This is a genomic window from Bacillus sp. FSL K6-1033 (assembly GCF_038630765.1).
GTDB lineage: Bacteria > Bacillota > Bacilli > Bacillales > Bacillaceae > Bacillus > Bacillus altitudinis.
This window is the reverse complement of record NZ_CP152041.1, coordinates 388,620-403,227: the sequence shown is the minus strand read 5'-3', so window position 1 is coordinate 403,227 and position 14,608 is coordinate 388,620. Positions and strand designations below refer to the sequence as shown.

Annotated in this window: 2 protein-coding genes; both read right to left on the bottom strand. The window is 45.7% G+C overall.

Going from position 1 to position 14,608, the window contains the following annotated elements; genetic code table 11:
• Positions 1–30: 30 nt before the first annotated feature.
• Positions 31–3,864: an amino acid adenylation domain-containing protein gene (locus tag MHH31_RS02000; protein WP_342495206.1), complete on the bottom strand. Its 3,834-nt coding sequence runs from the start codon at positions 3,862–3,864 to the stop codon at positions 31–33.
• 45 nt (positions 3,865–3,909) lie between these two features.
• Positions 3,910–14,604, bottom strand: a complete 10,695-nt coding sequence (locus tag MHH31_RS01995) for an amino acid adenylation domain-containing protein (protein WP_342495205.1) — start codon at positions 14,602–14,604, stop codon at positions 3,910–3,912.
• Positions 14,605–14,608: the final 4 nt, after the last annotated feature.

Sequence of the window (14,608 nt, the reverse complement as noted above, 5' to 3'; positions counted from 1 at the left end):
TGCAAGGCTGCATCCTGCCTAATCTAAAGTTTACAAGACTCGTTCTCTATTTGTTTGATTGACAATATGTTTGATCAGCTGTGCATTTTGAGCTGCACATTCTTTATGCTTGAACATATCAGCATGCCGGCCATAGCCTTGGTATTGAGTAAAAGATCCGGCCGTTGCCTGTGTCCACTCTTCCATCCAGTCCGGGATCGCTATTTGTTCTTCAGATTGGATGAACGTAATATCTGCCTGTATTTTGCCTTGATTCACCCCCTTAACAAACGTTTCATAGTAGGCGCGCGTCTTTTGGGCAAGCGCTTCTTGAACGATCTCCCCTTGAGCAAGTTCGCTTTGTTTCGTTTGATGAACAATCGCTTCAATATCATCATCAATGGATCGTCCTTCTAAATCACTTTCTCCAATTTTCTTATAGGAATCGATCATGATGACCTTCTCGACTGTCCGCCCTCCTTGTTCAAGCGCTTGAACAAGCTCAAAGGCGAGGTAACATCCGCCTGAGTACCCCATCAACGTCAGCGGCCCTTTTGGCTGAAGGTGCTGAATATGCTGAACGTACTGCGCCATTCGGTTATTCGTTTCAATAAAATCAAAGGCGATCAACCGAACATCATCAAGCGTTTTTGCTGCTTCCTGATAGATAAAGCCGTAGCCTGGTAATGGCGGAAGAGCAAAGACTGTTGATGTTTGAGATTCATTGAATACAAGATAGCCAGCGGTTTCCCCGTCCTGATGCTGAATATAACGACTAAGCGCTTCAATCGTCGGGGTCTCAAACAACAAATGGATCGGCACCTGAACCTCAAACTCTTTTGATACTTTGGACAATAGAGACATCGCTTTTAAAGAATGTCCGCCAAGCTCAAAGAAATGGTCATCTGTGCTAATATCCTCTCGTTCAAGTACTTCCCGCCACATCAAAAGCAGCTTTTGTTCCACTTCATTTGCGGGCAGTTTCACACGGCGGTTTCCTTGCGGCGCCTCTGGTTTTGGTAGTTGGCGTTTATCAACCTTCCCGTTTGGCGTAAGTGGGAGGTTCTCCAGTTCAATCAGCTCATGAGGCAGCATATAAGCTGGAAGACGCTCTTTCAGCCCTGATTTGATGTCATCGAGTTTCCCTTTCCATGCATCATCACACGTGATGTAGGCAAGCAGTCTTGTATGATTTGTTTCATCATGATCCGCTAGGAGTACAGCTTGTTTTACACCTTGATGCATGAGAAGGTTGGCTTCAATTTCTGTCAATTCAATTCGGTGCCCGCGAATTTTCACCTGATCATCGACTCTGCCTGCATACTCAATCAGACCGTCTTCTCGAAAATAGGCTAAATCCCCTGTGCGATACAGGCGCTCACCCGAAGCGAAAGGATGAGGAATAAACACTTGTTTTGTCAGATCAGGACGATTCAAATATCCTTTTGCCAGTCCTTTGCCGCTCAGACAAAGCTCTCCAACCATTCCAATCGGCTGAAGCTGCCTGTGCTCACTCAATATATAAGCGCCCGTCTGGTTGAGCGGCTTCCCAATTGGAATAGAATGTGCCTCTAAAGGGATTGCTTCATCTATTGGATAATACGTGGCAAAAACCGTTGATTCGGTTGGTCCGTATACATTCAACAATCTGCCTTTTCCCATCACATCAAAGGCTTTTCTCACATGCTGAACTGATGCCCTCTCTCCCCCAAACAGCACCTTACGCACACCGCGCATCCAGTCTGTTCCTTCATCAACGAGAAGATGGAATAAAGCGGTTGGAACAAACATGACAGAAATATGCTCTCCTTTTATCAGCTCAGTGAGCTTCCCCATATCTAAGATGGTTTCTTTTTGCGGCAGGACAAGCTTTGCTCCGTTTAAAAGCGCACCATATACATCAAATGTAAAGCCATCAAATACGCTATTTGATAACGACAGCAATGTATCTGTTTCTAAAATGGTTAAATAATTCGTATTTTTGACCACCCGGGCAATATTGGAATGGGTCGTCATGATGCCTTTTGGCTGTCCGGTTGTTCCAGATGTATACATGATGTATGCCGTATCATCTAAACCAGCTTCAAGTGGCAGATTCTCTGAGCTCATCAGTAAAATTTCTTGATCATCTGCAAAAAGATACGTGCCACCAAATGCGAGTGACCTCGTCTGACTGATAAAGGATGAATGAGTCAGAAGATGCGTCGCTCCGCTGTCTTTCAGCATATATTGGATACGGCTTTCTGGATAATCTGGATCAATCGGCACATAGGTGGCACCTGCTTTTAAGACAGCGAGTAAGCTGACAATGAGTTCAGGTGTCCGCTCTGCTAAAATGGCGGTCACTGTTTGATGATTGACCCCATTTTTTTGCAAATGCCTTGCCAGTCGATTGGCTTGTTCGTTCAGCTCCGCATATGTCATCGTGTGATCACCTGCTGATAATGCCACTGCATTCGGCTGTTTTCGGACATTATGCTCAAACCACTTTGTCAAATATAGCTGATCATGCTCCAGCTCAGGTGCATTCCATTCCTCTAACATTCGCTGTTTTTCCTGCTTTGTCACAAGTGTCAGTGTATGAACTGACTGATCTGGATGTTTGATGGCCCCTTTGATCAAAAGGGTCAGCTGATCCTTTAATTTACGGACAAATGCAGGGTCAAATGCACGCTGATTAAAGGCCAGCTTCAGCTGCAATTGTTCCCCAGGTGATGCAAGTAAATTGAGATCATAGTTCGATTTTTCATAGACATTCATGTCTTCTACTGTAAAGCCAAGCAGTGACTCCTGCTCGTCTTTCTTTGCAGCAGGGACATTCTCAAACACCACAATATGATCAATGAGCTGCTGCTGACCTGCCTTAGCCTGAATATCATAAATCGGGATATATTGGTGCGGTTCAGCCGCTAAAGACTGCTGCTGCGTCTCTGATAATAGAGAACGGAACGTCATTTGGTCTGTCAGCTGAATTCGTCTTGGAATGACATTGATGAACAACCCCACCATCCGGTCCACACCAGCCAAATCCGACGGACGTCCTGACACAACTGTTCCAAACAAAACATCATTTGACCGCTGATACCTGCTTAGTAAAATGGACCAAGCCGATTGAAGCGCACTGCTTAACGTGGCATTCTGCTGCAAGGCTAACTCTGATAAAGCAGCTGTTTCTTCTTTACTCATGGCCCATTCGATTTCGCCTAATTCATGCTCATTTGTTTGCTTTCGCTGTTCTTTAAAAGTCGATTGCCCCTCAAAGCCAGCCAAAGATTGCGTCCAATATTCAAGTGAGGCTTGTTTATCTTGTTTTTCCAGCCAATGAATATATTCTTTATATGGCTTGACTGGCTCCAGCCTGTAAGGGATGTCATGCAAAAGTGCATGATAAATCGCAAACAATTCCTGCACAACTAGACCAAAACACCAGCCATCTAGAAGGATATGGTGATAGCTCCATATCCAGCGATAGCTTGAAGGACCCGTTTGAAAAACAGAGGCCCGCATGAGCAGATCCTTTGAGAGATCAAATCCTCTCAGCTGATCCTTTTGTTTAAAACGATCAATACGTTCAAACTGTTCACTTTCAGAAAGGTCCTGTATGTCCACAACATCAAGCTGGAAAGGTCGATTCTTTAATACAACTTGGACAGGACGCTTCACTTTTTCGTGGAGGAACACGGTACGAAAAATATCGTACCGTTCCACGATGATATTCATGCTTTTCTCAAGCAAATCATGCCGAAGTGTGCCCTTCACGTTCATATCCATTTGTTCTACATAAAAGCCTTTTTCTTGATGATGGAGGGTATGAAACAGCATTCCTTCTTGCATCGGTGACAGATAGTACATATCTTGAACTTGATCCCTTTTAAATTGACTCATCTATTTCATTCCTCCTTTCCCTTTTTCATGACTGATCTAGTGGTGTTAGGTCAATTTCTCCTCGAGCATGTCAAAGATATCGTCCATTTCATCCATTTCAAGGTCTGCAGCCGAGAAGTCACTTGGCGTAAATTCTCGCTCTTGATGCGCTAAGCAATGGGTGATGATGGATCTGATTTTCTCCTTCAACAATGCGATGAACTGCTGTATCGTTTGTTCTTCATATTCACTTGCACAATATGAGCACGACAGAATGAATTGATTGTGCTGAACAAGACCGCTGAGGTTCAGCTTATAAACAGCTTCTGATTCAGGGCTTGCTTGACGGCCCATATCATAGGTTGAGGGCCCAAAGAGTTCTGTCGTCACTTCCTGATCAATCTGCCCCAGATAGTTCAAGCTGATTTCAGGCTGCACGTGTTTGACTGACGGTTCGGATGGTGTCATGTATCTTAAAATACCGTAACCAATCCCTTTATTCGGTACACGCCGCAGCATCTCTTTCGTTCCTTTGATAGCGTCTGCAATGGTCTGATTCGGTTTCGCTTCAAGAACGACTGGATACATGCTCGTAAACCAGCCAACTGTGCGGGATATATCTAATCCTGATAAAATGTCCTCTCTTCCATGACCTTCAAGCTGTACATGTACATGAGATTGACCTGTCCATTCCTGAACGGCCAGTCCGAGCGCACATAGAAGAATATCATTCATTTCTGTTGTGTACGGAAGATGGATATTCGTTAACAGATGCTCGGTTTCTGCTTCTGTCAGCTGCATTTTGACCGCTTTCGTATTCGCGACTTTTCTTTCTTTTACTTCATGGTCAACAGGTAAAGTCGTAAACGGTCTATTTTCAATCGCTGCCCAATACCCCTTTTGGTTTTTTAGCAGCTGTGACTGCGCGTATCGTTCAACCGCTTCTGCCCATTCTTTGAAAGAGTGCGTTTTTGGCGGCAGAACCATCGCTTCTCCTTTTTCTGCCTGATGATAAAGAGACATAAAGTCTTCTAGTAAAATCCGGCATGAAACGCCGTCAATCACTAGATGATGTGTGATCATGAGTAAGTGATCACCGTTTTCTGTATGGAAACAAATCACTTTCATCAACGGACCTTTTTCAAGATTCAGTTGACGCTGATACTCATTGGCGTATGTGGAAATCGCCTGTTTCACATCTTGCGCTTTTGAAACATCACAAGAAATAATTGAAAATGGTTCTGTCAGCTCCCGCTGATTGTATTGCAGAATGTCATCGTGCTCCTGTCTGAACACCATGCGCAGTGCATCATGATGTGAGAGCAGCCTTTGCAGAACTTGTTCTGTGACAGCCAAGTCAAACCCTTTTGGTGCATGAAGCATCATTGAGAGATTCCAGTGGTGCTGGTGATCAAAGTTCCGTTCAAAGAACCAGCGCTGAATCGGTGTTAAAATCACCTCTCCTTCGACAGCTGACTGATCGGCTGTGAGAAGATCCGCTTCTTCGATATATGGGCGGAGCTCCGCAATCGTTGGATATTGGAAAAGCAGTTTCATATCGAGCTTCCAGCCCGCTTGCGTGAGTCTGCTTGCCATTTGGATGCCTTTAATCGAATCTCCGCCAAGGAAGAAGAAATGGTCGTGAATACCGACTTGGCTGACGCCAAGCACATCTTCCCAAATGCCGCAAAGCAGTGCTTCCACTTCATCTCTTGGCGCTTCGTATGCTGTTTGATTCGCTTCCACATCAGGTGCTGGCAGTGCTTTGAGATCCACTTTTCCATTTGCCGTCATCGGCAGTTGGTCTAGCTCGATGATCCATGATGGCACCATATATTCTGGCAAGGTGCGCTTTAAGCTTTCTTTCAAAGTGCCCGTTTCTTCATCTGTGATGGCGTAAGCGACAAGAGCGTCTTGATCACTTGCGTCTTTGACCGTTGTCACGACGGCTTCTTGGACTGAATCCAGCGCAAGGAGCTGCGCTTCAATTTCTGACAGCTCAATCCGGAATCCGCGGATGCTCACTTGATGGTCTTTTCTGCCGAGGTAGATCAGCTCGCCATCCTCTGTCCATTTCACCAAATCACCTGTACGGTACATGCGCTCTCCAGGATAAAACGGATCTGGGACAAACCGTTTGTCCGTTTCCTCTGGGAGATTCCAATAGCCTCTTGCCAGTCCTTTCCCCGCAATCACAAGTTCACCCGGTACGCCTTGCGGCGAGAGGTCATATAACGAACCCATAATGTAAAAACGAGTATTGGCAATCGCTGTTCCGATAGGAAGCGTGCCTTGATCTGGATCAATGATCCCGCTTGTCGCCACGACCGTATTTTCTGTTGGGCCGTAGTTATTGACGAGTTTGTATGGAACGGGCTTCACCTGTTTCAGCTTGTCCCCGCCTGTCAGTAAGTAACGGAGAGAATGATTGTCCATCGACATAAACTGCTCACATAGCTGTGTTGGCAGGAACGCAATGGTGATGCCTTCGTGATTAAAATACGAATTGAGCTTGATCATATCGAGGCGAATCGCTTCGTCGATGATATGGAGCTCTGCGCCGGCGATCCACGTCGGGAACATCTCCCAAATGGAGGCATCAAAGCCAAAGCCGGCATATTTGGCGGTTCGGTCTTGTTTCGTCACCTGGAAGGCATCATTGTGCCAGTAGGCGAGATTGACAAGGGACCGGTGCTCGACCATGACACCCTTCGGCTGTCCAGTCGTTCCAGATGTGTAAATCATATAAGCGAGATCCGTTGGCTTGATAGGAACCTGAATCTCGTGCGCTTCTCCTTCTACCGCCTCTTCTATGAAGAGGGTATGACCTGTGAAAGAAGGTGGTGCAGTGAGCTCTTTCTGAATCAGAAGGACCTCTGCCCCGCAATCTTCCAACATGTAGGCAATGCGCTGCGCTGGATAATCGGCATCAATTGGCACGAATGCCGCACCTGCCTTGAGAACTCCGAGAACAGCGGCTGTCATCTCGAGCGATGGACGCGTGAGAATGCCGATGCGGTCTCCCGGTTTTGTGCCGCTGGACATAAGTCTTGCGGCGACTGTATTCGCCCGGTTGTTCAGTTCTTCATACGTCCAGCTTGTGCCGCAGAAAGTTGCGGCTTTTTGATGAGGTACTTCTTGTGACTTCACCTCAATCAATGCATGAACCGTTTGATCTGTCGGGACATCTAGGATAGGTCCTGACCATTCATTAAGCAGTTCTCGCTCTTCTTCTTTTGTTAAGATGGAGATGGTTGAGATCGGCTGATTCAATTTCGCGATCATTTCGTCTATGATTCGCTCAACATATTGACTCCATCGCTGAATGGTACTCTTTTTAAATAGTGCCGCTGCATATTCAAAGCGCAAGCCCACTTGATCTTGTTCCTCAAAGATGCCGAGCGTTAAATCAAACTTTGCCTGAACGGCTTCTTGCTGTTTGTGTGAAAGCGTAAGTCCATTCAAATTCGGTAACGTCAGATCACGGTCATCCGTTGTAATCATGACACTAAACAACGGGTTGCGGCTCGTGTCTTTCGAAAGGTCTAACTGCGCGACCAAATCCTCAAACGGGAATCCTTGATGCTCATAAGCTGATAGATTGTGATCTTTTATTTTTTCTAGCAGATGCTCTGCTGTCTCTTCTAACTGAACGTCATGTCGAAGGGCCAGTGTATTCACAAACATGCCCGGAATCCGTTCGATTGACGCATGTGTACGGCCAGCCGTTACAGCACCTATGACGATGTCATGCTGCCCAGTCAATTTATGAAGGAGAATGGCAAAGGCCGTTTGCATCACCATGTTCAAGCTCACATTTTTTTCAGCCATGAGCGCTTTGACATGCTGCGCCTTTTCAGCAGACAGGCATCTATCAACCCGGTCTCCTGCAAATGACTGCACGCTAGGCCGCGGGAAATCAAGCGGAAGTGCCAAGTCTTCTGGTGGCTGTGCATATTGCTCCAGCCAATACTGCCGCTGTTTTTCAAGTGCTACTTGCTGCTCTTCCTCTTGCTGCCATACCGCATAATCCTTGTAGTGCAACTGAACTGGCGGTAACGTCTTATGCTCATACAACTCCGCTAATTCTTGAATGAACAGACTGCGTGTCACCCCGTCTGCGATGATATGGTGCATATCCATCATGAACACATATTTATCATCAGACAACTTTGCCACTTTCGCTCTCATTAGAGGTGCTTGATGTAATGAGAATGGTGTCATGAAGTTATCTACGACGGATTGTACCTGATCGCTTTCTACTTCAACCATCTGTAACGTAAACGGCACACGGCGATAGATTTTTTGGACGGGACTGCCATCAATTTCAACAAAGGCTGTCCGCAATGACTCATGTCTATCAATTAAAGCTTGAATCGCTCCTTCTAGCTGCTTCAGATCAAGGTTTCCTTCCATCATGAAAACGGCTGGCATATGGTAGGTGACGGATTCTGGATGCAACTGCTGTAATACGTACATTCGCTTTTGTGCGGAAGAGACTGGATAGAAATCTTGCTTTTCCGCTGGCTGAATGGATGTGACGAGCGAAGCATCAGCTTCTTCCAAATAGGCAGCTATCGCCCGTATCGTTGGCTTTTCAAAAAGAACCTTGAGTGGAACATGCTGATTCAGTTTGGCTTGCATTTTCGAAATGAGCACCATGCCTTTCAGAGAATGCCCGCCTAATTCAAAGAAATGGTCATCAATGCCGACTTTTTCAATTTCAAGAACATCTGACCACATATCACAAAGCGTCTGCTCAAGCGCCGTTTCTGGTGCTACGTGTGCCGTGCGGTTCATATGTGCCTCATGAGGAAGCGGCAGAGATTTTGCATCTACTTTTCCGTTTTGTGTCAGCGGCATATGATCCACTTTGACAAAATAAGTAGGAATCATGTAATCCGGCAGCGTCTCTGAAAGCTTTTCTCTAAATGTCAGCGTTCCAATGTGATCAGGTGCTGTATAATATAACGCCAGCTCCGGTAAACGAGATGTGTTGATCACTTTGACATACACTTTTTGAATGGTTGAAAGGGCACGTGCGGCATGCTCAATTTCTTGTTTCTCAATTCGATAGCCGCGAATTTTCACTTGATCGTCTACTCTTCCAAGGAATTCAATCTCCCCATTTACATGCTGTCTGACCAAATCTCCCGTTCGATACATCCGCTCTTGAGGGAAATAAGGATTTTCAAGAAAACGCTCCCCTGTTAATTCAGGCTGATTCAAATAACCTTTTGAAACACCATCACCTGAAATGTAGAGCTCACCCGGTGCACCATAAGGAACAAGGCGCTGCTCGCGATTGCATACGAGCGCTCTTGTATGAGCAATAGGCTTTCCGATGATAGAACGCTCCTTTAAAGCGTCCAGTTCATGCGGTGTCATTAGCTTGCTCACTGTACCAATCGTTGTTTCTGTCGGACCGTAATGGTTCATCACTGCAACGCATGGATGCTGCTTCATAAATGTCTCAACATCTTCAGAGACAATCGGTTCTCCTCCCAATACCACAAGCCGTAAAGCGTCAAATGTATGACCCTTCGAATCTGCCATCATATGAAATAAGGATGGTGTCATTTTGATATAAGTCAGCTCTTGTTCATCAATAAAACGCATGAGACGTACAGGGTCTGTATACACGTCTTCATGAGGAATATAGAGTGTCCCGCCTGCTTTTAGAACCGGGAAAATGCTTGTGTAACCAAGGTCGTATGCATAAGAAGACAGGAGTGCCGTTCGATCGCATTCTTGTAAAGTCACTTCATGTGTCAACCAATTGACGTAGTGTGATAGATTACGATGCGTGAGCTGTACACCCTTTGGCTTCCCTGTTGTTCCAGATGTGTAAATCACATAAGCCAGTTGATCAACCGATACGTCTGGCAGGTCTAGAGAATCGTTTCGTTGGACGGCTTTCTCCACATGTACGACCTGAATCGACTTGAGATGCTGATACGAATCGCCAAGAGACTCATTTGCCACGATGACTTTTGCCCCTGAATCTTTTAATGTGTAACGAATACGTTCCGCAGGAAAAGCTGGATCAATTGGTACAAATGCACCGCCTGCTTTCATTACACCTAGCATGGAGACAATGACATAGACAGAGCGATCAAGAATAAGTGCGACTGTGCTTTCTTTCTCTACGCCTTGCATCTTCAGCTCACTGCAAAGAGCATTGGACATGTGATCTAGTTCACGGTAGGTCAGCTTCCTTTCACCATCCATCACCGCAATGGCATCAGGCGTTTCCATGGCTTGACGTGAAAATTGCACATGGTACGGCTCATGTTGACCTGTTTGTTCCCCATCCCTTTTCTCCAGCCGCTCCATTTGCTCATGCTGATCCAAGAGGTTGAACAAGCCAATTTGTTCATTCGGATGCTGGACCGCCTCACGAATAATCGCAAGAAGATGTGTTCCGAACCGGCGGATGGTTTCCTCTTTAAATAATGCCGTTGCATAGTCTAGGCTTAGTTTTATTTCTCCCTCACGTTCAAATGCTTCTAGAGACAGATCAAATTTGACGGATCGGTGCTGCATTGCATAAGGCGAAATGTTCAGATCGCCGAGCTTTAGTGCAGGAACATCCATGTTCTGCATATTAAACGAAACACTAAAGAGCGGGCTTCGGGTTGTATCACGATCAAGCGGTAGACGCGCGATTAACTCTTCGAGCGGATAGCTTTGATGTGCAAAAGCATCTACACTCGTTTCTTTTATTTCTTTAAGCAGCTGTAAAAATGACTTTGTTTGTTCCGGTTTCCCGCGCATCGCAATGGTATTGATGAACATCCCCGGCATGTCCTGAATATCTGGATGTGTTCGCCCCGCAACAGGAGATCCGACAATGATATCTTCCTGTCCGCTGTAGGAAGCGAGCAGCACTTGAAATGCAGATAACAAGAACATGTACAGCGTCGTATCTGTATTCTTGAGCAGCTCATGAATACGCTGAGTCGTCGCTTGATCACAGCCAAACATCACCCGTTCTCCAGAAAAATCACGTTCCACTGGACGCGGGTAGTCTGTCGGCAAATCTAAAACCGGTACATCTCCTTCGAATTGTTTCAGCCAATACGCTTCATGCGCACGCTGTTTCTCTGTTTCTTCTTCACTTAACTGCCAGACAGCGTAATCTTTATAATGAATGGCTCTTTCTGCAAGTGCCTCTCCATCATAGGCTTTCGCCAAATCCTGAATGAACGTCTTCATGGAACTGCCATCTGTAATCAGGTGATGTGCTTCCAAGACTAATAGATGACGATCATGACTCACTTTGAGCAGCTGTGCCCGCAGGAGGGGAGCGGCTGTCAAATCAAACGGCGCCTGACGTTCAGCAAGAAATGCCTCGGCCTCTTCTTCCTTTACATCATGAACAGGGAGATCAAATGCCGCTCGTTCATGTACCCTTTGGACGACGTTCTCGCCTTTCATATGAAAACTCGTTCTTAAGATTTCATGCGTTTGAATCAATTCATCAAATGCTGAGGTGAGCCGCTGATGATCAAGCGTACCTTCAAGCGTTAAGACGATCGGAATATGATAGTTCGTACTCTTAGGTTCAAGTGTTTGTAAAATGTATAAGCGCCGCTGAGCTGGTGACACTGGGTAGTCCTCCGCCTTCGCTGCGGGTAAGATCGGATGTCCTTGTTCTTCTTGACCGTCCTGGTCAATGTATGCCGCAAGCGATCGAACCGTTGGCTTTTCGAATATCACTTGAATCGGAACTTCCTTTTGGAACACTTCTTGAATTTTGGCTGACATCATCATTGCTTTGAGTGAATGTCCGCCAGTCATGAAGAAATGCTCATCTATTCCCACCGCTTTCCCAAGCAGTTCCTCCCAAATTTGAGCAAGCGCCTTTTCAGTCTCGGTTTCAGGTGGAATGATCCTGATTTCTTCACGATCAGCTTCGTCAGGCGTTGGTAAAGCTTTTCGATCGACCTTTCCGTTTGCTGTAAGCGGAAAAGCATCTAGCTTCATGACGTGATGAGGTACCATATATGCTGGCAGTGCTTGATGAAATAGAGCCCGCACTTCTTCTTCTGTGATCGTTCCCGTATAGTAAGCGTTCATTTCTTTTTCTTCTGAAGGAGACTCATGGATGAGCACAACCGCATCATCGATCCCTGTCTCTTGTTGAAGAACCGTTTCAATTTCACCGAGCTCAATACGGAAGCCGCGGATTTTCACTTGATCATCTGTCCGTCCGAGGAATTCGATTTGACCATTTGAACCGTACCTAGCCAAATCTCCTGTTCGATACAAACGCCCTTCTGCCTTAAAAGGATCAGCGATAAATGCTTGCTCTGTTAATTCTGGACGATGGAGATATCCTCTTGAGACACCGTCTCCGCCGACATACAGCTCTCCTGGCGCACCAATTGGCTGAAGTCTTTGATTGTCATCTAAAATGTAAGCGGACGAATGATTGATCGGCTGACCAATTGGAATCGTGCCCGTTTCATCCCCTCTCACCTCATAAATGGTTGAGATGGTGGTGTTTTCTGTGGGGCCATACGCATTCAGTAAAACAAGTGATGGATGATGTTTCTTCACAAGCTCTGCACTTTTCACATTGATCACATCACCGCCTGTGATCAATTTGGACAATCCTTTAAACATATGCGGCCGCTGCTGAGCGAGTTGATTAAACAAACCTGTCGTTAAAAAGAGCGCCGAGATTTGATTCGTTTGGATAAATCGTTCAAACCGGTTGATGTCTAACAACGTGTCACGGTCAACAGGATAAAGCGTTGCACCGTTCAGCAGTGTTGTAAAAATTTCAAAGGTAATGGCATCAAAGCTGACTGCTCCTGTATGTGCCATACGATCCGACTTGTTCAAGCCCAGTGTCTCCTGAGAACATGCCAATCTGACAATATGCTGATGCTCAATTTGAACACCTTTTGGCTGGCCGGTTGACCCCGACGTGTACATGATATATGCCAATTGCGAAGGAGAGGTCTCGACTTCCAATGGTACGATTGACTGATTCGATATGTCTGACACATGAACGGCTTGGATGCTTTCATGAACTGGCGGCTGGCTGTCCGCATAGAGCAACACGGATGCACCGCTGTCTTCAAGCATAAAGCGGATTCTCTCCTCTGGCTGGGCTGGATCAATTGGTACATAAGCAGCCCCTGCTTGAAGAACCGCTAAAATGGCGATCACTGCTTCAGCAGATCGATTCATATACACTGCGACGGCATCTTCTTGTTTCACTCCGCTATCAATCAAATGTCCCGCAACACGATGGATTTCTTGGCCGAGCTCTTCATAGGTGAATGCCCGCTCTCCTTCGACTAACGCCAGATGGTCTGGCTGCGTTTGAATGCGTTCTTTAAGAAGCTCAGGAATAGACAGATGCTTTGGATAATCTCGTTCGGTCTTGTTCCATGCTTCAATCTGCTGTTTTTCTTCTTCGGTGATACACGTCACGTCATGAAGGCGAACTTCCGGATTTTCGATGATCTGCTTCATGAGATTAGTGAGGTGTTTCGATATTTTTTCAATGACCTCTTCTTCAAAAGCCACCGCATTGTATTTGATTTTCAATGTCCATGTTTCACCTGGATATACGAGGACATTTAGATCGAAATTCGTTTGTTCAAATCCGTCTTTTACATCAATGGAAAACCCTAGACGTTCCGACATGGTGTCACCAGATAGCTCTTGATCTAAAGGATAGTTCTCAAACCCGACCAAGTGATCGAAGAGTTGTCCTCCTGCAGCTGTCTGTTGCTGAATGTCATAAAGCGGCATAAAATCATAGTTTTCCGCTTCCAGCGCATGCTGCTGAACTTTTTGAAACAGCTGTTTGAAGGTGTCTTCCTGATTCATTTCTACCCTGACCGGTATTGTATTGATAAAAAGCCCTGCCATCTGTTCTATACCAGCCACACTTGGCGGCCTGCCAGATACGACTGTTCCGAAAGTGACATCATTTGCCGCATGGTAAGTGCCTAAAAGAACCGACCAAACAGCCTGGAATAGATTTGGTGCTGTCACTTGGCAATTCCTTGCGATCTCTTGAATGCTGCTGACCATTTCAGCATCCCATGTGAACGTCCATTCTTGATGGTCATATTGTCCGTTCGCTTCTTTTTGCTGCAAAAGCCCTTGATGCTGAACCGCACCGTCTAAGCGATCCTTCCAATAGCCTTCCGCTGCTTGTTGATTTTGCTTGCCAAGCCACTGGATATAATCTGCATAAGGTTTTCCTTGTGAGCGATCCGGCGTTTTGCCGTTTCGATAAGATTCGTAGTAATGAAACAATTTTTTCATCAAAACTCCCATGGACCAACCATCCATGATGATGTGATGGTTGCTCCAAATGAGATGCCAGTTTGTTTCATTCAGTTGAAAAACAGCGACCTTTAATAACAAATCATTCGTTAAATGGAAGCCTTGCTTTCTCACTTGCTTTTTATATTGATCTAGTACCTTTTGCTGTTCCTGATGATTCAGGTGAGATAGATTCTCTCTATACACATCTAGATTGCGCTCTGCCAGTACAACCTGACGAGGCTTCTGTAATTGCTGATAGACAAAGGCTGTACGGAGAATGTCATATGTGCCGATGAGCTCATTGAGACTTTTTTCAAAAAGATCGAGATCAAATTCCCCTCTTATTCCAAGCTCCAGCTGTGTGAAATAAGAGGAAGAATTAGGGTCTAGCATGGCATGATATAACATGCCTTCTTGCATTGGTGTTAAAGGATATACCTTTTGAATCTTCTGTTTGCTCATAGTC

What these genes read in the sequence shown, in the direction of transcription:
- MHH31_RS01995 (WP_342495205.1), bottom strand. Translation starts at nt 14,604, where the DNA reads ATGAGCAAACAGAAGATTCAAAAGGTATATCCTTTAACACCAATGCAA.
- MHH31_RS02000 (WP_342495206.1), bottom strand. Translation starts at nt 3,864, where the DNA reads ATGAGTCAATTTAAAAGGGATCAAGTTCAAGATATGTACTATCTGTCA.